Source organism: Collinsella sp. CLA-ER-H8 (genome assembly GCF_040092335.1).
Lineage (GTDB): Bacteria > Actinomycetota > Coriobacteriia > Coriobacteriales > Coriobacteriaceae > Collinsella.
In genome coordinates, this window is the sequence record NZ_JBBNLU010000004.1 from 168323 (window position 1) to 189188 (window position 20866).

Genomic DNA, 20866 nt, shown 5'->3' on the forward strand with positions numbered 1-20866 from the left:
CATCTAGACCTGGTCGGCGCCCGCCGTCTCCAAACCGATCAAACGGAACGGATCGGCCACGCCACCGATCGACTTTTGGAGCTCGCGCTGGCGCTGAGAATCTTGCATCGCTTGCATCGTCAGCACACGGCGCGCCTCATCGTCGAGCGACCGGTCCTGACGTAGCTTGGCCTGTGCGGCGCGCATGCGGCGCTTGATGGTGTAGAGCTCGAGGGTATCGAGCATAAACACGATGTTCGTCTCGGTGGGGTGCTTGCTCGTCGACGAAATACGCCCGGCGCTGACAAGCGACGCTGCCTCGGGACACACCGCGCGCGCCGCATCCATGCACGCCGTGGGGTCGGTGCCCGGCGGCGTCGCAAGCACGGCCCACGCGATGGACTCGTGACGCGGATCCACCCACTCGATCGAGCAGATGCGGTCGGCATACGTGCGGAACAGGTCGGGATAGCTCGTGAGCATCGTCAGCAGCTCGCGCTCCCCCGCCAGAGACTTTCGCTCCAGGTCGGTCAGCACGATCGGCATCGTCGGTGCCGCAGACGCGTCCGTTGCATCGGCAACCGGCGCCGCGCCATCCAACCCAACCGGCACATCGATCGGCGGCATATCGCCGACGACCTCGACCGGCGCAGCCCCGTAGGCCTCGAGCGGCACATAGTCGTACGGCTCTTCCTCGACCGGTGCGGACACCGGCGGCGTCGCTCCCGACGCCCAGGCACCGCGAGACGTCCCTTGCGAAACGGACGCCCGACCGCCGGCGCTGCCTGCACGCTCGGCCTGCGCCCGCTGGCGCTCGTAGTTCTGCTCGCGACGACGCTCGGCGTTCTCACGCTTGGCAACATCGCGAAACACACGGCCCGAGCTCGAACGCACCGTCTCCAGATCCAAACCCAGCAGGTCGGCAATCTGGATAAAGTACGTATCGATCATATAGCTATCGCGCAGCGGATAGATGAGCGTCAGCGCATCCTCAAGCGCCTTGGCACGACCGCCCGGCGTGGTGATGTCGCTCGACTCCTGCAGCGACCGGTATACAAAGTCCATGAGGGGCTCGGCGGCGTCGATACGCGCCTGCAGTGCCTCGCCACCATGCGCGGTGATGAACTCCATGGGGTCGTTGCCGTCGGGAAGCACCACGCAGCGCAGGTCCATCGAATCCTGCTCGATAAACTGAATCGCGCGGCGAGCGGCCTTTTGACCGGCGGCGTCGCCATCGAACATATACACGATGCGCTTGGCAAAGCGGGTGAGCGTCTTTACATGATGTTCCGTCAGCGCCGTGCCCAGCGTGGCGACGACGTTTTTAATCCCCGCCTCCCAGCAGGCGATACAGTCGGTATATCCCTCCACCACAATAGCGGTATCCTGCGCGACGATAAACTCCTTAGCCCAGTTAAAGCCGTAGAGGTTTCGCTTTTTATGGAACACGCTCGTCTCGGCGGTGTTGAGGTACTTCGGCTGGCCATCGCCCATAATGCGCCCGCCAAAGGCGATGTTATGACCCTGCTCGTCAAAGATGGGAAACATCACGCGGTCGTAAAAACGGTCGGCAAGCTGCCCGCGCCCACGGCTCACGGCCACGTTGGCGTCGATCATCTCCTGCGGGGTAAAGCCCGCCTGCGACAGATGCGACACCAGCGCGTTGCGACCCGGCGCAAAGCCCAGGCAGTAGCGGCGGCAGACGTCGCCGCCCATACCGCGGCTGGCGAAATACTCGCGCGGACGGCTGTCCTTACCGCGCATGAGCATGGTGTGGTAGAACTGGGCGGTTTCGGCACACAGGTCATAGATGCGGGCACGTTTGGTGCCGCGCTCGCGATGGGTGCCGGTATCGTGCAGCTCAATGCCGGCACGGTCGGCCAGGTAGCGAATCGACTCGGGAAAGCTCAGGTTCTCGCGCTTCATGATGTAGGTGAAGACGTCGCCGCCCTCGCCACAGCCAAAGCAGTGCCACACCTGCGTGGCGGGGATAATGTGAAACGACGGGGTCTTTTCGCCATGGAAGGGGCAGCAGCCCCAAAACTCATGGCCGCGGGGCTTGAGCTCAACCGTTTCCTGCACGATGGCAACCAGGTCGGACGCAGCGCGCACCTGGTCTTTCTCCTCATCGCTAATCACGGATGCTCACCCCCTGCTCACCCAAATGATGACGGATATCGTCAATATTACCCTCGACAGTCGCGATAAGCTCGTCCAGCGAATCGAATACGCGCGACGGGCGCAGCCAGCGCGTAAACGCCAGCGACACCGAGGCGCCGTACAGGTCGCCCGCATACCCGATCAAGTTGGCCTCGAGATGCGCCGAGGCGGCATCGTCGGCATACGTCGGCGGAAGGCCCACGTTGACGGCGGCAGGCCATACGGTATCGTCGACCAGAACAAGACCCTCGTAGACACCATCGGCAGGCACCTGAATACCCTCAGGGACCTGGATGTTTGCCGTGGGAAAACCCATGTCGGAACCCTGGTGACGACCGCCGGCAACAATACCTCGCAACATGTATGGGCGGCCGAGCAGCTCGGCAGCAAGCTCAACATGACCCTGGCGCAGCTCCTGGCGAATACGGGTAGCGCAGATCGTCTGCCCATCGACGCACAGCAGCTCGTGGCCATAGACGTCAACTCCGTGCTCGGAACCCCATGTCTGCATCTCGGCAACGCCCGAGGCGCCGCCGCGACCCAGCCTAAAGTCGCTGCCCACACGAATCGAGCGGATATCGACGACGCGCGACAGCAGCTTAAGAAAGCCCTCATGGTCGAGAGCCGCCACCGCAAGCGTGAAGGGAACGGCCACGACCGCATCGACCCCGGTGAGAGCCAGGGCATGAAGACGGTCGGCCGTCGTCATCAGTTTTTGAGCGGGCGAGGGGCTCACCACCACGTCCGGGTCGGGATCGAAAGTGACAACAACCGCCTTGCAGCCGTGGTTATGCGCATCGCGAACGACCGCGTCGATCAGTTCGCGATGCCCCCGATGCACGCCATCGAACACGCCGATGGCGATCGACGCGGCGCCCAGGCACGCGCAATCATCAAATGCATCGGCGGCGACGATGCGAGCCTCATCCGACTCGCCCGCGAAAAAAATACGCGCGAGCTCGTGGGGGGCCAGCATCATCGAACACCGCCGATCGCCTGCGGAAAGACGTGCTCCATTACAAAGCGACCGCCCTCGATACGGGCGAGCGCCTTGAGCCCGCCATCGAGCACCAGTGCAAACGGCGCCTTCGACGCATCGAAGCCCGCAAGCGCGCGCTCAATAGGAATACGACGTCCGCACAGTAGATCGTCGGCAAGATCACCCGGCAAGTCGACGCGCGTGGCGCCCAGCGCCGCAATGGGATCTAAGGCAAAGCCGGCAGCGGACTCGGCAGAAAGCTCCTCGACCGTATAACAGGCACCGATGGAAACGACACCGGAGGCCGTACGGCGCAGTGCGGAAATATGTGCCGCACTGTCGCAGGCACGACCCAGATCGCGAGCGAGCGCACGGATATAGGTGCCCTTACTCACCGAAAACGCCACGGTCCAAACGCAAACGTCGTCCTCGCCGCTCACGGCAATCAGGTCGGCGGAAAACACCTCGACCGGACGCGGGGGCAGTGACACGGCATTACCCTCGCGCGCAGACTTATAGGCGCGCACGCCGTTGACCGAAATGGCCGAAAACGCCGGCGGCACCTGCATCTGCGGGCCCAGCATGGCGGACAGGCGCTCGCGAGCATAGGCAGGATCGCGCAGGGCGGCGGCAACGGGCACCGTGCGGACGGCCTCGCCCTCCGCATCATCGGTATTGGTCTCGACGCCAAACGAGATATCGGCGACGTAGCTTTTGGTATCGAGCGTGAGCATGCCCAGCAGACGTGTGGCCTGACCCACACCCACCACCATGACACCCGATGCCATGGGGTCGAGCGTTCCGGCATGGCCGACGCGCCGCTCATGAAGGGCGCGTCGGCATTGCGAAACCACGTCGTGGGACGTGCAACCCACCGGTTTATCGACGGCGAGCAGCATATTAAGTTGAGAAGGTGTACGACGAGCCATGTACCATCCAAAAAGTTAGAGCTCGACGGTCACCGAAGCGGGATCCTCCCCTACCAGCTCGGCCAGCATGGGAAGTGCCGCGGTGAGCGTCTCGGAAATCGTTCCGGCGTTGGTAAAGCCGGCGGCAGCGTGGTGCCCACCTCCGCCAAAGTTGGCCGCAATCTCGGAAACATCAAGATCGCCCTTGGAGCGTAGGTTGCCGCGCACCTTGGTATCGCCCTCGATGCCCTTAAGGAACAGGCAGACCTCGACGCCCATCACGGCGCGCACCACATCGACCAGGCCGTCGCACTCGTCCGAGGTGACGCCGCAGTCCTTAAGGTCGCTCTCGTAGGCGTAGCTATACGCCACGCGCCCGTGCGCGACCGTCTTGATGCGACCCATGACGATGGACTTGAGGTGCAAGAACTCGACACGCATGCTCTGATAGACCTCGAGCGCGACGCGCGCCGGATCGGCACCGTGCGCCACCAGACGCGAAGCAGCATGAAATGCTGCGGCGTCGGCGTTCTGATACTGAAAACGACCGGTGTCGGTAACCAGGCCGCACAGCAGGCAGGTGGCGATGCTGTCGCTTGCGGTAATACCGCAATCGGCCAAAAAGCGGTCGATGATCATGGCGCATGCAGCGGCATTGACACACCTGAGGCTGACCTCAGCAAACTCCTCGCGTGCCGGGTGATGGTCAAAGCACGCCACGTGAGCCGATCGACGCAACACCTCGGCGGAATTATTGAGGCGCTCGACGACCGGCACGTCTACTGAAATGAACAGGTCCGGGTTGCCGGTGTAGGCAGATGCCGGCACCAGCAGATCGGCGCCCTCCATAAAACGGTAGATGCGCGGAACAGGATCGTCGTCTGCCAGCAGCAGGGCGATGTCCTTGTCGGGGAACACCTTCATAAGCGAAAGGCCCAGGCCCAACACGGAGCCCAGGGCATCGCCGTCGGGAGAGGTGTGACCCGAGATCGCAATGGAGGACGCACCCTCGATGAGCTCGAGGATGCGTCGTTTAATATCTGCAGACTCGTACGAGACGAGATCGGCGGAATTAGTCATCTAAAGCTGCCTCCTGGGCGGCATCCGCTATGGGGTAGCCGTCCTCGTCCTTTTCGATCGCAAGCGTGGCCGGAACGTTTTCCAGCGCACGCGTGATGCGCTCGGCCTCATCGGTCGAGCGATCGATGCGAAAATCGAGCTCGGGCGTGACGCGCCAATCGAGCGAGCGAGCCAACAGGCTGCGAATGCGGCCCTTGGCGCTGGCGAGCGCCTCCATGACCTCATCGTAGCGGCTCGCATCGCACGACACGTACACGCGTGCGAACGAACGGTCCACCGCGACCTCGACCGCGGTCAGGGTGACCAGGTCGAGACGCGGATCGGAAACCTCAAAGAGCAGGATATAACCGAGCTTCTCGCGAAGCTGCTCGCCCAAACGGCGGGTTGCCTGCGTTTGCTTCATAGCGCTACCCCCTACTCGGTACGGGCAACCTGGTCGATACGGTAACCCTCGATCTGGTCGCCGGGCTTGATGTCCTGGAAGTTCTCCAGGCCAATGCCGCCCTCGGAACCGCTCTTGAGGCTCTTGGCCTCGTCCTTGTAGTGGCGCATCGAGGCGATCTTGCCGTTGAAGACCACAATGCCGTCACGCACCAGGCGCACGGAATCGGTCGCGGCGATCTCGCCCTCCTCCACGCGGACACCGGCGGCGATACCGACTTTGGGCACCTTGAAGGTGTCCAGGACGGTCGCGGTACCCGTGGAGACCTCGACCTCGGTGGGCTTGAGCATGCCGATGCGGGCAGCGTCGAGCTCCTCGAGGCACTTGTAGATGACGTCGTAGCAACGGATCTCGACGCCCTCGCGCTCGGCAGCGGAGCGGGCCTTGCCGTCGGGACGCACGCCAAAGCCGATGATGATGGCGTTGGAGGCGTCGGCCAGGACGACGTCGGTCTCGTTGATGGCACCGACGGCGGAATGGATCGTGTTGATGCGGACCTCGGACTGATCCATCTTGTCGAGCGAGTCCTGAAGGGCCTCGATAGAACCCTGGACGTCGGCCTTGATGATCAGGTTGAGCTCCTTGACCTCTGCGTCGGCGATGGTCTCGAAGAGGTTCTCGAGCGTGACGTGCTTGACGCGGCTCTGCTCCTCGATACGGGCCTTGAGCGAACGTTCATCGGCCAGGGCGCGTGCCTCGCGCTCGTCCTCGAACACGCGGAACTCGTCACCGGCGTTGGGCACGGACTGCAGGCCCAAAATCTCGACAGCGTCGGAGGGACCGGCCTCGGTGACGGCGCGGCCCTTGGGGTCGAGCATGGCGCGGACGCGGCCGTAGGTAAGGCCGGCGACCAGCGTATCGCCCACGTGCAGGGTACCGCGGGTCACGAGCACGGTAGCGACCGATCCGCGGCCCTTGTCGAGCTTGGCCTCGAGGACGTTGCCCGAGGCAAAGGTGTCCGGGTTGGCCTTGAGCTCGAGTACGTCGGCCTGGAGCAGCACGGTCTCCAGAAGTTCGTCGATACCGATCTTCTGCTTGGCCGAGATGTTGACGAACATGTTCTGTCCGCCCCACTCCTCGGGGATGACTCCGTACTCGGTGAGCTCCTGACGCACACGGTCGGGGTTGGCGCCCGGCTTATCGATCTTGTTGACGGCGACGACGATGGGTACGCCGGCGGCCTTGGCGTGGTTGATCGACTCGACCGTCTGGGGCATGACGCCGTCGTCAGCGGCGACGATCAGGATGACGATGTCGGTCACCTTGGCGCCACGGGCACGCATAGCCGTAAAGGTGGCGTGACCCGGGGTATCGATAAAGGTGATCTTGCGGTCGTTGATCATGACCTGCGAAGCGCCGATGGCCTGCGTAATGCCGCCCGCCTCGCCGGCAGCAACGCCGGTGTGACGGATGGCGTCGAGCAGCGACGTCTTGCCGTGGTCGACGTGGCCCATGACGGTGACGACCGGGGCGCGCGGCTTAAGGTCGGCGGGATCGTCATAGAACGAGAAGGTGTTCTCCTCCTCGGGGGTGATGATCTTGATCTGACGGCCCAGGTCGTCGGCAACGAGCTCAACGAGGTCGTCGGACATGGACTGCGTCATGGTGAGCGGCGTACCCAGCAGGAACAGGCGCTTGATGATGTCGTTGGCCGGAACGTCGAGCGCCTCGGCAAGCTCCTGGACAGTAACGCCCTGGGAGACCTTGATGGCGTCGAGGTCCTCGGGGTTCACGCCCTGGGCCAGCGCCTCCTCTATCTTGCGCTCCTCCTGAGCCTTGGCAGCCTCGCGCTCGCGCTTCTCCTTGCGCTTCTTGCGGCGACCGGTGGACTCGCGAGAGGCCTCCTCGACGGCAGCACGAGCCTCCTCGAGCACCTTCTCGCGGCTGTACTCCTCGGCCTCGCGAGCCATGCGGCTGTAGTGGTCCTCTTCGTTGTTGTGACCGCCCTTGCGCTTCTTGCCCTTGCCCTGCTTATCGGGGTTGGGGAAGTCCATGCCAGCAGCGACGTTGTTGCTGGCGCTGGTGCGATGGCTGTGCGGACGGCTCTCGGAGGCGTTGCGCTCGGAGTTGTTGTCGGAAGCGTTGCGATCGTTACGACGGCCACCGCGGCGGTCGTTGTTACCGCCACGACGGTTGCCGCGCTCGGCGGCGCGCTCGGCCTTGGCCTTGTCCTCGGCGTCCTTCTTCTCCTTGAGCACGGTCTCCTGTGCGGCGATCTGGTCGAGCAGCGAACGGAAGCGCGAACCGGAGTCGGAAGCGGGAACGGCACGGCGCTGGGCCTCGCGGGCAGCCTCCTCCTTCTCGCGGGCGAGGCGCTCCTGCTCGGCTTTCTTCTTGGCCTCGGCCTCGGCGCGGGCGGCCTCCTCGGCAGCCTGGGCTGCGGCAAACTGGCGGCGCTCCTCCTCGCGTGCCTTCTCGGCGGCGATGCGCTCGCGCTCGGCCTCGGCGGCGCGTGCAGCCTCCTCGGCGGCAGCCGCCTGCTCCTCGGCCTGCTTAGCGGCCTCGACTTCCTGAGCGCGGGCCTCGATCACCGAGGCGAGCTGCTTGCGGACCATAGCGACATAAGCGTCCTCCAGGGCGGAGGAAGCGGACTTAGCGGGAATCTTCATTTCGGCGAGGTGACCCATCAGTTCCTTGGAGGTCATGCCGAACTCTTTGGCCAGGGTGGACACACGGACTTTTGCCATATGACTTCACCTACCCTTTCTGGCACCTTGGGTGCCTAGAGACTGAACGAGCGTGGGAGATGCGCCGGGACCCGCCCGACGCGACCGCGCGCTAGATCAGGTCCTCCGCATCATCGAAGGCGTCGGTGTCGTGGACACCGCAGAAACGGGAGCCGGGGCGGGCCTGGTTGCGGCACTGAACGCCGTCCTCGGACACGTACTCGCAGCGACGGACGTCGTCGTCCTCCTCGTCACCAATCAGGTCGGCGGCGGGCTCCTCGTGAACGGGGACGTTCTTGAGGATGTCGGCGGCAAGGGTCTCGGACTTGATGTCGATGTGCCAGCCGGTCAGGCGAGCGGCGAGGCGGGCGTTCTGGCCCTCCTTGCCGATGGCGAGCGAAAGCTGGTCGTCAGGCACGATGACGCCGGCGTAGGCCTTCTCCTCGTCGATGAGGACGCGGGTGACCTTGGCGGGCGACAGGGCGTTGGCGACGTAGACGGCCGGATCGGCATCCCACAGGATGACGTCGACGCGCTCACCGCGGAGCTCGCCCACGACGGCGCGGACGCGGCTGCCCTTGGGGCCGACGCAGGCGCCCACGGGATCCAGGCGGTCATCGAGCGAGTGGACGGCGACCTTGGAGCGCTGGCCGGGCTCGCGGGCGATCGACTTGATCTGGACGGTGCCCTCATAGATCTCGGGCACCTCCTGCTCAAACAGACGACGCATAAGCTCGGGGTGGGTGCGGGAGATGACGATCGGCGGACGGCTGTGCTCGCCACGAACCGGCTGCAGGTTGGAGTTGGGGTCGCGAACGTCGATGATCACGGCCTTGATGTGCTGGTTGTGCAGGTAGCGCTCGCCCATCGGACGCTCGTTGCGCTCGTTCTCGTAACGGCGCTGGTCGAAGTGCGGCAGCTCGGCCTCGACGCCCTCGCGGATCTTGACGATCGTGAAGTCGGGCGTGGACTGCAGCACGGTACCGCTGATGAGGTCACCGATGCGGCCGGAGAACTCCTCGTAGATCTGCTCACGGGCGGAGTTACGCACGATGGCGTTGATTTCAGCCTTGGCGTGCTGGGCAGCGATGCGGCTCGTGTTCTTGGGGGTGACGTCGATCTCCTCGAACTCGGTGAAGTTGCCCTCCTCGTCCATGGAATCGTCGATCGGCTCCAGGCGGTAGACGTAGATCTTGCCGGTGGTGCGGTCGATGGTCACCTTGGCGCCCCACTCAAGATGCAGGATCTCGGCATAGCTCTTGGCGAGCGACTGCTCCAGGCGGTCGATCAGGTAGAGCTGGTCGATGTGCTTCTCCTGGCAAAGCTCCATCAGGGCGGACATCATGTCGGATGCTGCCATCTTACTTTCCTTCCTTCGCGGGCTTGAAGTCGTAGGTGGGCTTCAACTTGCACTTTTTAACATCAGAGAAATCGAGGGTGACGGACTCGCCGTCCTCGAGTTCGAGGGTCACGTTCGTCTCGGTGGCGGCGGCAATCTTGCCGGCGTACTTGCGACGGCCCTCGGTGGCGGTGGAGGTGAGCTCGCAGTTCTCGCCCACAAAGCGGGCAAAGTCGCACGGGCGGCGCAGCGGGCGCGCCATACCCGGGCTCGACACCTCGAGCGTATAGCTCGAAGAGATGGGGTCGAGCTCCTCAATCACATCGCCGACCCACTTGGTGTTGGCCGTGACGTCGTTGAGCGAAAGGCTCTGACCCTCGGCACCCTCGATACGCACGCGCACGCAGGGGGCCTTGGTGGCACCCACGAGCTCGACGTCGACGATGTCGACATCGTGCTGGGGAGCGACGGCCTCGAGCGCGTCGATGATCGCCTGCTCGGTCTTGGTCTTGACCATTGCGGCACCTCCATCCATACAAAAAAGAAGCGGGGCCGAAACCCCACTTCTTTCAATTACAACTTCATTTGCAAGCAAACTATACCAATAGCTGCGGAAACGTGCAAGCACAGTACGAACCTGCAGGTCAGCGTGCGCACAGCTTCTCCATAAGAATAGGACAATTGACCGAAGGCACCTGGGCAGGTACATGCAAAACGAGGGACGACCCAATCGGATCGCCCCTCGTCTTTTATGCGTCAGCTAAGCGCGCAGCGCTTACTTGACCACCAAGTTGACCAGCTTGCCGGGCACGCAGATGGCCTTGACGACCGTCTTGCCCTCGAGCCACTTGGCAACGGCGGCCTCGGCGGCAGCCTGCATCTCCTCGTTGGAGGCATCGCGGGCAACGTCGACGCGGCCGCGGACCTTGCCGAGCACCTGGACCACGATCTGCACCGTGTCCTCAACGGACTCGGCCAGGTCGAACTCGGGCCAGGCGGCGGTGTAGGCGTTGCCCTCGCAGCCGAGGGCCTCGTGCCACAGCTCGTCGGCCCAGAATGGGCAGATGGGGGCAAGGACGCTCACGATATCCTTAGCCACGCCGTAGCACAGCGCCTTGTCGCGGGCGGTACCCTCGGTGGCGTTGAGATAGGCGCTCGCCGCGTTGACGAGCTCCATGACGGCCGAGATGGCGGTGTTGAACTGGCCGCGATCGAAGTCCTCGGTGCACTTGGCGATGGTGCGGTGACGCTCGCGATAGAGCTTCATCGCAACCTCGTCGAGTGCGGACTTGTCGAAGGCCACGTTGGCGTCGCCGGACTGGACGAGCTGCCAAACGATACGCCAGGCGCGCTTGATGAAGCGGTTGGCGCCCTCAACGGCCTTGGGATCCCAGTCGAAGTCCTTCTCGGGCGGGGCAATAAACAGAATCGCCAAACGCATGGTGTCGGCGCCGTAGGGCTCGATGACCGAGCTCGGGGGCACGACATTGCCCTTAGACTTGGACATGGTGTCGCCGTTCTCGTCCTTGACCATGCCCTGGCACAGCAGGTTGGTGAAGGGCTCGTCCACGCTCAGCAGGCCCAGGTCGCGCAGTGCCTTGGTAAAGAAGCGGCTGTAGAGCAGGTGCAGAATGGCGTGCTCGATGCCGCCGATGTAGTTATCGACGGGCATCCAACGGTCGGCGGCCTCGCGTGAGAAGGGCAGCTCGGTGTTGTGCGGATCGGTATAGCGCAGGTAATACCAGCTGGAGCAGGTGAAGGTGTCCATGGTATCGGTCTCGCGCTTGGCCGGGCGGCCGCAGACCGGGCAGGTGGTCTCGTAGAACTCCTTGCACTCAGCAAGGGTTTCGCCGGCGCCAAGGTCCAGGTTCTCGGGCAGCGTCACCGGCAGCTGATCCTCGGGCACGGGCACGATGCCGCAGTGCTCGCAGTGGATGGCCGGGATGGGGTTGCCCCAATAGCGCTGGCGGGAAATGAGCCAGTCGCGGAGACGGAACTCGACCTTGCGACGACCGCAGCCCATGGCCTCGAGGTCGGCCACGATCGCAGCCTCGCCCTCGGAGTGCTTACCGCCGCGCATGCCGGTGTACTTCCCGGACTGGACGAGCGTGCCCTCGGCAGCGTGGGCGCAATCCCAGTCGACGGTCTCGGCATGGAAGGTATCGATGGTCTCGCCGCTGGCCTCGACGGCAGCGCGATCGTCATCGTCGAGGATGATCGGCACGATCGGCAGGTCGTACTTACGGGCGAACTCAAAATCGCGCTGGTCGCCACAGGGAACGGCCATGACGGCACCGGTACCATAGTCGGCAACGACATAATCGGCAACCCACACGGGGACCTTCTCGCCGTTCACGGGGTTCACCACGTAGCGGCCGGTAAAGGCACCGTGCTTCTCGAGGGTGCCCTGGGCACGCTCAACGGCAGAGATATGCTTGGAGTCCTCGACGATCTTGGTGACGGCATCCTCGTACTCCGTGCCCTCGACGAGCTCGTGCAGGCCGGCGTACTCGGGAGCCAGGACAAAGAAGGAGACACCGAAGAGCGTGTCGGCTCGCGTGGTGAAGACGGTGATCTTACCCTCGTCGCCCTCGATAGGCTCGCCATCCCTGTCGCACAGGGTAAAGTCGACCTCGGCGCCCTCGGAGCGACCGATCCAGTTGGCCTGCATCTGCTTGACGCGCTCGGGCCAGCCGGGGAGCTTCTCCAGGTCGTCGAGCAGCTCCTGGGAGTACTCGGTAATCTTGAAGTACCACTGCTCCAGGTCGCGCTTCTCGGGCTCGGTGCCGCAGCGCCAGCACTTGCCCTCGGTGACCTGCTCGTTAGCCAGAACGGTCTTGCAGGTGGGGCACCAGTTGACCGGGTTCTTCTTGCGGTAGACCAGGCCCTTTTCCCACAGCTTCTCAAAGATCCACTGACCCCAGCGGTAGTAGTCGGGGCTGCAGGTCTTGACCATGCGATCCAGATCGTAGGAGAAGCCCATGCGCTTCATCGTGGCGAGCGCCTGGTCCATATTCTTATACGTCCAGGCGGCAGCCTGCGTATTGTGCTTGATGGCGGCGTTCTCGGCAGGCAGGCCAAAGGCGTCAAAGCCGATGGGATGCAGCACGTCAAAGCCGCGCATGCGGGCCTGACGGGCCATGGCATCGCCGATGGTATAGTTGCGCGCGTGGCCCATGTGCAGGTCGCCCGACGGATACGGGAACATCTCGAGCACATACTTTTTAGGCTTGCTGTCGTCGGTGTCGACGGCAAAGAGGTTGGAGTCCTCCCAGGCCTTCATCCACTTGGACTCAATGGCCTGCGCGTCGTAGGCAGGGATCTCGTCCTTATGATCTGTGCAATCGCACATATCAGCTCCTTTAATCTTAGCTGGGGTCGGGCGGCTTGGCTTTATTCGCTACTGCGGACAGTCCTGCGCAAGACGAAGAGCACATTAAGTGCTCTTCTTTGCGTGCGGAACTTGTAGCGAACAAAGCCAAGCCGCCCGACCCTAAGGTTAACTTGACTGATGATAGCAAATACGACAAGCGAGATGCCTGCGACTTGCGGGCATCTCGCTTTATCTAAATAACGTGGTTGTGAATCAACCGCTATCTGTTATCCGCCCAAACATGGTCGGGTTTTCCAAGTGCCGCAGATTGCCGTGAAAGAGGAGCGACGCGTACTTTGGTACGCGAGCGACGGTTTGAACGGCAAGGTGCGGTGCTTGGGAAAGCCGCTTATCGATAGGAAACGCTCTGCTGGGAATCCTTGACGACTACGTCGTGGGCGCCGCCTTCGACGATCGAGGTCGAGCTTACCAGGGTCAGGCGTGCCTTTTCCTGGAGCTCGGGGATCGAGAGGGCGCCGCAGTTGCACATCGTTGACTTGACCTTGTAGAGCGTGCCGCCCACGCCGTCCTTGAGGGAACCGGCGTAGGGAACGTAGGAGTCGACGCCCTCGACGAAGCTGAGCTTCGCGGCGCCGCCCAGGTCGTAGCGCTGCCAGTTGCGAGCACGCGCAGAACCCTCGCCCCAGTACTCCTTCATGTACTGGCCGTTGACGTTGACGCGCTCGGTCGGGCTCTCGTCAAAGCGGGCGAAATAGCGGCCCAGCATCATAAAGTCGGCACCCATGGCAAGGGCGAGCGTCATGTGGTAGTCGTAGACGATGCCGCCATCGGAGCACACGGGCACGTAGACGCCGGTCTCCTCGTAGTACTCGTCGCGAGCGCGGCAGACGTCGATCAGCGCGGTGGCCTGGCCGCGGCCGATACCCTTGGTCTCGCGGGTAATGCAGATGGAACCGCCGCCGATACCGACCTTGATGAAGTCGGCACCGCAGTCGGCAAGGAAGCGGAAGCCCTCGGCGTCGACGACGTTGCCGGCACCGACCTTGACGTCCTCGCCGTAGTTGGCGCGGATCCACTCGATGGTGCGCTTCTGCCACTCGCTGAAGCCCTCGGAAGAGTCGATGCACAGGACATCGGCACCGGCCTCGATGAGCAGCGGCACGCGCTCGGCATAGTCGCGGGTGTTGATACCGGCACCAACCATGTAGCGCTTGTCGTTATCGAGCAGCTCGTTGGGGTTGGTCTTGTGGCTGTCGTAGTCCTTGCGGAAGACAATGCCCATGAGGTGATCGTTGTCGTCAACGATGGGCAGGGCGTTGAGCTTGTTGTCCCAGATGACGTCATTGGCAACCTTGAGGCTGATGTTCTTGTCACCCACGATGAGCTGCTCACGCGGGGTCATGAACTCGGAGACCTTCGTCTGGTGGTCATCGCGACTGGGGCGATAGTCACGGCTGGTGACGATGCCCAGGAGCTTACCCTTGGGAGTGCCGTCGTCGGTGACCGGCATGGTGGAGTGACCGGTCTTCTCCTTGAGCTCGATGACCTGCTCCATGGTCATGTCGGGGGTCAGCGTGGAATCGGACTGAACGAAGCCGGCCTTGTGATCCTTGACGGCCTTGACCATAGCGGCCTCGGACTCGGCGCTCTGGGAACCGTAAATGAAGGACAGGCCACCCTCGGTAGCGAGCGCGACACCCATATCGACGCCCGAGACGGACTGCATGATGGCGGAAACCATGGGGATGTTCAGGGTGATTGCCGGCTTCTCACCGCGCTTAAAGCGGGTTAGCGGCGTCTTAAGAGAGACGTTGTTGGGGATGCACTGCGAGGACGAGTAACCAGGGACCAGCAGATACTCCGAAAACGTGTGGGACTCACCGGGAAAGAACGTAGCCATGTTTCTCCTTTTTCCATGCGACCGGTCGGCTGCAGGCCTCGTAGGACCCAGCCCAACCTTGGGCGCCCAATACTGGGGAAGTATCTTAACGCACTTTGACTGCTACAATGCATGATTTAAGAAGAGCACACGAGGGTTTGACGCAGGCTTTGCGTTTGCCCAGCAAACACTTTAGCGGGGAGACGTGGAGCACATGGAGTACAAGACGACGGCAAAGTTGGTCATTCAAGCGTGCGACAAGGATTTGCCGGGCGTCTTCGGCCACGGCTGCGTCTTGCTGCTGCAGGGTATCGCCCGCGAGCACTCGCTCAACCGAGCCGCCAAGAGCATGGGCATGGCGTATTCCAAGGCCTGGCGCATTGTAAACGAGGCCGAAGGACAGCTGGGCTGCAAGCTCATCGAGCGCGACGGCGCCCGCGGATCCACCCTCACCCCCGCCGGCGAGCGAGCCATAGCGGTCTACGAGGAGCTGCAGGCCGACATCAACAACATCATCGCCACAAAAGCCGACGCCCTCATCGCCAGCATCAAAGAGTAGCTAATTTGGGACGGGGCTTTATAGCCACACAGCCCCTTCTCATAAGTTGCGGTGAAATAGGGACTGTTTATGCGGTTAAAGCCGTAAATCAATCCATATTTCACCGCAACTTATGGAGTCGAGGATGATTTAGCTAGTTGCGGAGGGCGTTATCCAGGGTGGCGGCCACGATCAAGGGGTCATCGGTTCCGGCGAAGAGATGGATGGTGCTCCCCTGCTTGCCGCGTGGAGCCGAAAGGCGCGTCGTTGCGCCGCCGGCGGGCGATGTGCGAAACTCCCCGGGCAAAGCATCGAACAGCTTGCCCGCGCTACGCTCGATAAGGTCAAATTCAACTGCCGGGCCAAAGCCGTGCTCGAGGATTCCCGTTGCAACAGCATGGTCGGGATGCGAGCTCAGTCCGGGATAGCGTACGTTGCGCACCATCTCGTTGGCGGCCAGATACTCGGCCAGCGCACGCGCGCGGTCGAAATGTGCCTGCATGCGGACATCGAGCGAGTCCAGCCCGCGCTCCAGCACACCGGCCTCGTCAGCAGGCATATCAAGCTTGCCCAAGCCACAGCCCTCAAGCAGGGCATGCGCGCACTCAGCCGCGGCATCCACACGATGGCGCTTGAGCTGCGAGCGTGCCACCGATACGGCAACCAACTTGCGCGAAGCATCACCGGCGCATACACGATCGAGCGCCTCGAGCGACAGCACGGCACCCAGCCGCAGCGGATCGCAGCCAAAAGCCGACGCCACGGTGTTGTCAACAACCAGCAGCGCATGGGCCTCACGCGCCGCCCGACCCAGCGCACGCAGATCGGGCACACGCAGACCAAACCCGCCGATGGAATTAACGAACCACCACAGGTGCGGCCCCTCGGCATCAAACGAAGCATCAAAGCCATCGGACGCAGCAGCAAACGCCGCAACCGATGGCTCCCCCACCATAGCCACGTCGCAGCCATCAAAGCCGCGCGCAAACGCATCGGCAAAGTCGTCCGCAAAGGCAACCAGACGATCGCCGGGACACACAATCCCCAGCTGCGACAGCGCTGCTGGCACATGCGAGGCCGCAAGCAACCGCGCCTCACGCGCGCCGGCTCTCAAAGCCCAAGCCTCTTCTAGCTGTTGCACGTCCACGCGGCACCGTCCCTTCATAAGCAAAAACCCACGATGCGGGTGTTCCCCGCATCGTGGGCAACGGCTGCAGTATAGCGCCGATATGCAACGAATCGCCTAGATGTTGAGCGCGTGGTAGGTCACGTTCGCACCCGGAGTGTCAACGGTCACGCCATAGGCCTCGGGATAGATGCGCGTCGAAAACACGAGCGAGCCATCGTTCACAAACACCTCGACCGAAGAGACATCGCCAACAATGCGCACATTGCGCACCTCGTCGACGGGCTCCCAGCGCACGGTACGACCGCAGCCGGCAGAAGCGCGACCCTCATCGGTAAATCGCATCTCAAAGCGCGAGGGCAGTTCGTCCCCAGCGGGCACAAACGCCAGCTTCAGCTCGCCATCAACGGTCGCGGCAAACGCGCCGTCGACACCGTCGACAACAACATCAAAGCAAGTATCGCCGGCAACCTCCAACGAGCCCGCCCCCACACGCACCGAGGCATAATGGTGCTCAATCTCGCGCGCCGGCTGCTGCAGCACCACGCCGCCGGCACCGGCTGTAAGCTCACGCGGCACCGTCATGCAGTGCTGCCAGCCGCACGCCACGGTGGGATCGTTGCCATAGGTCGGCTCATCAGGCATGCCCATCCAACCGATCAGAATGTGGCGACCGTCCTCGGTCGTGAACTCCTGCGGAGCATAGAAGTCAAAACCGGCGTCCCACAGGCGGAACTCGCCCAGATCATAAGAGTCCTTGCCACCCGTAATGTTACCCGTAACGGGCATGTAGCCCGCTGCATACACATTGCCGCGGTCCCAACGGTCGCCCTCGAGCCCCTGGGGAGAGAAAGACAGAAACCTTGCCGGCACGCCGCCATCCGCCTCAAGCTCCAGATACCCCGGGCACTCCCACATAAAGCCAAAGCGCTCGGGGGTAGACACGCGGCTCTCGAGCTCCCAACTCAGCATATCGGCCGAGCCATACACCAGGATCTCGCCCACATCGCGCCCGGCACCCTCGCCGTGCATGGCGCAAAATCGACTATCGACATGCGGCCCATCCACGCGACGACGCGCGCCCAGCACCATGTGGTAACGCCCATTATCATCGCGCCACACCTTGGGATCGCGCACATGGCAGGTCAAATCCTCGGGATAATCCTCGGACGCCAGCACCACACGCTTTTGGCTGAACTCCCGACCGGCAAGGCCATCAACGCTCTCGACATAAACAGTATCGGCGCGGCGGCCGGTATTGACGTAGTCGTACGTGCCGTCTGCATCGGAGAGTTTAACGTTGCCCGTGTACAGTACGCGAATGCGGCCGTCCTCGGCAAGCGCGGAGCCCGAATACACGCCGTGGCAATCGAACGGCTCGTCGGGCAGCAGCGGAGCGCCAACATAGTCCCACGTCATAAGATCGCGGCTCGTCGCATGACCCCAGGCCTTAACGCCGCCCTCGACATCAAACGGCGCATATTGAAAATAAGCGTGGAACACGCCGCCCGCTTGGCAAAGACCGTTGGGGTCGTTGAGCCAACCCGCCGGCGGCATAATATGGAAGCGCTGGCCATACGCGCCATGACCGCACTCAGTGGCGGCGGCGTCAACAGCGGCAACCAGCTTTGCAAGATCGCGACCAAGTGCATTAGACATATCAAAGTCCTAACGGATCGAAAGTTACAAGGCACCAGAGATCGGCGCCCGATGCTGGAAACACCCGCGAGCATACAGCCCGCGGGCATTCCCTTAATCAAATGCTCTTAGGCCTGCTCGGAAGCCTTAGGCTCGTCCTTGTACAGGACAAACGAGACGGCAAAGGAAACCAGCGCGGCGACCGCAAACATGATCGCGTACTGCACGGGCTGGGCCAGGCACAGCAGGATACCGAAGATACCGGTAACACCCGTGCCGGAGGCAGCCAACGAGGTGAGCGCGCAGACCAAGGCACCGCAACCGCCGCCGATGCAACCGGCGATGAAGGGCTTAAAGAAGCGCAGGTTCACACCAAAGATGGCAGGCTCGGTAATGCCCATGAAGGCGGACAGAGCCGAAGGAAGCGCCAAGCCCTTGATCTTGGCATCGCGGGTCTTAAAGGCAACGGCGAGCGCGGCGCCACCCTGGGCGATATTGGCAGCGCTAGCGATGGGCAGCCAGTAAGTCACGCCGTACTGGGCGAGCTGGCCCAGGTCGATGGCGGTGTACATCTGGTGGATACCGGTAACGACCGTGGGGGCATAGAACAGGCCGACGATAAAGGAACCGATGCCGAAGGGCAGGGTCAGCAGGGTCTGTATCAGACCGAGGATGGCGTTCTCGGCCCAGACAAAGATGGGGCCGACGGCAACGAGCGTCACGAGCACGGTCACGAACACCGAGACGAGAGGAGTCACAAAGAGGTCGAACATCTCGGGAACGATCTTGTGCAGGCGCTTCTCGAGGAAGGCCAGAATGGCGCAGGCGATAACGATGGGGATCACATGGCCCTGATAGCCAACCCACTCAAAGCTGTACAGACCAGGGATGACGGTGACCATGGTCTGCACGCCCTCGGAGGCAACCGTGTAGGCGCTCTGCAGCGAGGAGTTGATGAATGCACCACCGACGACAGCGCCCAGATACGGGTTGGCGCCAAAGGCCTTAGCGGCGGAGTAACCGATCAGGATCTGCAGAATGCCAAAAGACGTGCCCGAGACCAAGTCGGCAATCTTATAAATAAAGTTATTGGTGTCGAGCGCGATAAAGCCGTTGGAGGCCATGAAGTTGAGGGCGCTCATAATGCCCAGCAGCAGGCCCGAAGCCACGATGGCGGGGATGATGGGAACAAAGACGTCGCCGAGCACCTTAATGGCACGCATAAAGATGTTCTGCTGCTGAGCCGCGGCCTCCTTTACCTCGGCCTTGGTGGCAGCCTCGACGCCGCTGAGCGCGATGAACTCTTCGTAGACCTTGTTGACGGTGCCAGTGCCAAAAATAATCTGGAGCTGGCCCTGGGCCTCAAAGACGCCCTTGGCGCCATCGACATTCTCGATGGCCTCCTTGTTAACCTTGGAATTATCGGCAATCACCAGGCGCAGACGCGTGGCGCAGTGTGCGGCCGAAACAACGTTGTCGGCGCCGCCAACATTGTCGAGCACCTCTTGGGCTGATTTGCGGTAGTCCATGACTTCCCTTTCCTCCAACGGGCGCATCAGCACCCGGCCATCTTTGACACTTACACTGTAATCGTTTTCAGTTTGATATGACTGTAATCGTTTTCATAGTGGGGTGAACGGTAGGAAAAAGCCGGCGAAAGGTAGTTTTGAAGCAAAAACAGGGGTCTCAGAGGCAGGCAGACGTGCCCAAGGCCTAGACATTCATAAGCTGATGGCCGAGCTTGAGCGTCTTGAGACCGCTCTCCCCCTCCTCGCCATCGAGCGCGTTGAGCAACATATTGGTCGCCTCAACGCCACTGGTCAGGTAGCCATAATGCACGGTGGGAATGCCGCCCGTCAGCGCGCGCAAAAATGCGTTGTCGCCGAAGCCGCTCACGCGACGCACGCCCTCGCCCATGCCACACACCTCGTCAAGAGCGCGCAGGGCGCCAGCAGCCATAGTGTCGGTCGCGCACGCGATAAACGAAACATCGGGGGCATCGGCAAGCAGCTCGCGCGCAGCGCGATAGCCCGAGTCGAGCGTAAACGAGCCCAGGCGAATCAAGGCGGCATCGAGCGGGTTACCCGCGGCGCGCAAGCCGGCCTCAAAACCGCGACGGCGGTCATAACCGGCCGCGCGGTCCTCTTCGGTAACTCCGATGTAGGCGATCTTGCCATCCACCCGACCCGCAAGCGCACGTCCGAGCTCAAAGGCAGCCTCGTAATCGTCGTGATAGACGCACGCCGTGCCCTCGACATGTTGGCCGATCAACACAATGGGCACACGGCACGACTCAATCGCGCGACGGTGCTCGTCGGTGATCATAGTTGCCACCAGAACAATGCCGTCAACCGGGTGGTTTTGGAATAAATCGAGGTATTCGAGCTCACGATCGGCCGCGTTGTCGGTGTTGGCAAGCAGCATCTGGTAGCCACGGCGACCGAGCACCTGACCAATGCCGGCGGTAATGCGGCTCACGGATTCCGAGTTGATCTTAGGTACGATGACGCCGATGAGCTTGGTGGAACCGGTGCGCAGCGCGCGAGCCTGGCTGGATCGCACGTATCCGGTCAGCTCGATTGCCTGCTTAATGCGCTCGGCCTTGTCCGCCGAGATATATCCACCGTTGAGGTAGCGCGAGACGGCGGCGCTCGAAACGCCCGCCAACTCGGCCACATCTTTCATCTTTACCACGAGTACCCCCGTCGTTGAAATCGCTTTCACCATAATACCCAACCCTCGTCCGAAAATTATTCGACTGGAAAGGTCTCAGCGGATAATTTCAACCGCCCAGGTCG

The 20866-nt window shown here is 62.5% G+C and carries 15 protein-coding genes; 1 reads left to right on the forward strand and 14 read right to left on the reverse strand.

The window, feature by feature from the left end:
• Positions 1–3: 3 nt before the first annotated feature.
• From dnaG to AAAX72_RS04245, 10 genes are all read right to left on the reverse strand, one after another.
• Positions 4–2118: a DNA primase gene (dnaG, locus tag AAAX72_RS04200; RefSeq protein WP_349129195.1), complete on the reverse strand. Its 2115-nt coding sequence runs from the start codon at positions 2116–2118 to the stop codon at positions 4–6.
• Positions 2111–3118, reverse strand: coding sequence for a riboflavin biosynthesis protein RibF (gene ribF / locus AAAX72_RS04205; protein ID WP_349129196.1), 1008 nt, complete (start codon positions 3116–3118; stop codon positions 2111–2113). The genes dnaG and ribF overlap by 8 nt, the downstream gene beginning before the upstream one ends.
• A complete protein-coding gene (truB, locus tag AAAX72_RS04210; RefSeq protein WP_349129197.1) occupies positions 3115–4047 on the reverse strand; it encodes a tRNA pseudouridine(55) synthase TruB in 933 nt (310 codons plus the stop codon). The genes ribF and truB overlap by 4 nt, the downstream gene beginning before the upstream one ends.
• Before the next feature lie 15 nt (positions 4048–4062).
• Positions 4063–5106, reverse strand: a complete 1044-nt coding sequence (locus AAAX72_RS04215; RefSeq protein ID WP_349129199.1) for a DHH family phosphoesterase — start codon at positions 5104–5106, stop codon at positions 4063–4065.
• A complete protein-coding gene (rbfA, locus tag AAAX72_RS04220) occupies positions 5099–5509 on the reverse strand; it encodes a 30S ribosome-binding factor RbfA (RefSeq protein ID WP_006234038.1) in 411 nt (136 codons plus the stop codon). The genes AAAX72_RS04215 and rbfA overlap by 8 nt, the downstream gene beginning before the upstream one ends.
• An 11-nt stretch (positions 5510–5520) precedes the next feature.
• On the reverse strand, positions 5521–8235 hold the full coding sequence (gene infB, locus AAAX72_RS04225) for a translation initiation factor IF-2 (RefSeq protein ID WP_349129201.1): 2715 nt from the start codon (positions 8233–8235) through the stop codon (positions 5521–5523).
• Between the two features lie 91 nt (positions 8236–8326).
• A complete protein-coding gene (nusA, locus tag AAAX72_RS04230) occupies positions 8327–9574 on the reverse strand; it encodes a transcription termination factor NusA (RefSeq protein ID WP_195192897.1) in 1248 nt (415 codons plus the stop codon).
• A 1-nt stretch (position 9575) separates the two neighbouring features.
• Positions 9576–10070 (reverse strand): ribosome maturation factor RimP, encoded by a 495-nt coding sequence (gene rimP / locus AAAX72_RS04235; protein WP_128620602.1) that lies wholly within the window; start codon positions 10068–10070, stop codon positions 9576–9578.
• A 258-nt stretch (positions 10071–10328) separates the two neighbouring features.
• Entirely contained in the window at positions 10329–12905 is a 2577-nt protein-coding gene (gene leuS, locus AAAX72_RS04240) for a leucine--tRNA ligase (protein ID WP_349129203.1), read from the reverse strand.
• A gap of 370 nt (positions 12906–13275) precedes the next feature.
• On the reverse strand, positions 13276–14787 hold the full coding sequence (locus tag AAAX72_RS04245) for an IMP dehydrogenase (RefSeq protein WP_006234046.1): 1512 nt from the start codon (positions 14785–14787) through the stop codon (positions 13276–13278).
• A 193-nt stretch (positions 14788–14980) separates the two neighbouring features.
• On the opposite strand from AAAX72_RS04245, the gene AAAX72_RS04250 reads away from it, so the two are divergent.
• The gene (locus AAAX72_RS04250) at positions 14981–15325 is read left to right on the forward strand and encodes a LysR family transcriptional regulator (RefSeq protein ID WP_349129205.1); all 345 of its coding nucleotides are present in this window, start codon (positions 14981–14983) and stop codon (positions 15323–15325) included.
• A gap of 133 nt (positions 15326–15458) precedes the next feature.
• Here the strand turns inward: AAAX72_RS04250 and AAAX72_RS04255 are convergent, their stop codons facing one another.
• The 4 genes from AAAX72_RS04255 to AAAX72_RS04270 form a co-directional block, all read right to left on the reverse strand.
• Positions 15459–16451, reverse strand: coding sequence for a PLP-dependent transferase (locus AAAX72_RS04255; RefSeq protein ID WP_349129206.1), 993 nt, complete (start codon positions 16449–16451; stop codon positions 15459–15461).
• A 96-nt stretch (positions 16452–16547) separates the two neighbouring features.
• Positions 16548–18089, reverse strand: coding sequence for a glycoside hydrolase family 32 protein (locus tag AAAX72_RS04260; protein ID WP_349129208.1), 1542 nt, complete (start codon positions 18087–18089; stop codon positions 16548–16550).
• Positions 18090–18196: 107 nt separating this feature from the next.
• Complete coding sequence (locus tag AAAX72_RS04265) at positions 18197–19597, reverse strand: PTS transporter subunit EIIC (RefSeq protein ID WP_349129209.1); 1401 nt, start codon at positions 19595–19597, stop codon at positions 18197–18199.
• A 184-nt stretch (positions 19598–19781) separates the two neighbouring features.
• Positions 19782–20753 carry a LacI family DNA-binding transcriptional regulator gene (locus AAAX72_RS04270; protein ID WP_349129241.1) on the reverse strand — a complete coding sequence of 324 codons (972 nt, stop codon included), beginning with the start codon at positions 20751–20753 and terminating at the stop codon, positions 19782–19784.
• Positions 20754–20866 lie beyond the last annotated feature (113 nt).

Excerpts from the sequence above, each read along its gene's own strand:
- ribF (WP_349129196.1), bottom strand. The coding sequence starts at position 3,118 with ATGATGCTGGCCCCCCACGAGCTCGCGCGTATTTTTTTCGCGGGCGAG.
- truB (WP_349129197.1), bottom strand. The coding sequence starts at position 4,047 with ATGGCTCGTCGTACACCTTCTCAACTTAATATGCTGCTCGCCGTCGAT.
- AAAX72_RS04215 (WP_349129199.1), bottom strand. The coding sequence starts at position 5,106 with ATGACTAATTCCGCCGATCTCGTCTCGTACGAGTCTGCAGATATTAAA.
- rbfA (WP_006234038.1), bottom strand. The coding sequence starts at position 5,509 with ATGAAGCAAACGCAGGCAACCCGCCGTTTGGGCGAGCAGCTTCGCGAG.
- infB (WP_349129201.1), bottom strand. The coding sequence starts at position 8,235 with ATGGCAAAAGTCCGTGTGTCCACCCTGGCCAAAGAGTTCGGCATGACC.
- nusA (WP_195192897.1), bottom strand. The coding sequence starts at position 9,574 with ATGGCAGCATCCGACATGATGTCCGCCCTGATGGAGCTTTGCCAGGAG.
- rimP (WP_128620602.1), bottom strand. The coding sequence starts at position 10,070 with ATGGTCAAGACCAAGACCGAGCAGGCGATCATCGACGCGCTCGAGGCC.
- leuS (WP_349129203.1), bottom strand. The coding sequence starts at position 12,905 with ATGTGCGATTGCACAGATCATAAGGACGAGATCCCTGCCTACGACGCG.
- AAAX72_RS04245 (WP_006234046.1), bottom strand. The coding sequence starts at position 14,787 with ATGGCTACGTTCTTTCCCGGTGAGTCCCACACGTTTTCGGAGTATCTG.
- AAAX72_RS04250 (WP_349129205.1), top strand. The coding sequence starts at position 14,981 with ATGGAGTACAAGACGACGGCAAAGTTGGTCATTCAAGCGTGCGACAAG.
- AAAX72_RS04260 (WP_349129208.1), bottom strand. The coding sequence starts at position 18,089 with ATGTCTAATGCACTTGGTCGCGATCTTGCAAAGCTGGTTGCCGCTGTT.
- AAAX72_RS04265 (WP_349129209.1), bottom strand. The coding sequence starts at position 19,597 with ATGGACTACCGCAAATCAGCCCAAGAGGTGCTCGACAATGTTGGCGGC.
- AAAX72_RS04270 (WP_349129241.1), bottom strand. The coding sequence starts at position 20,753 with ATGAAAGATGTGGCCGAGTTGGCGGGCGTTTCGAGCGCCGCCGTCTCG.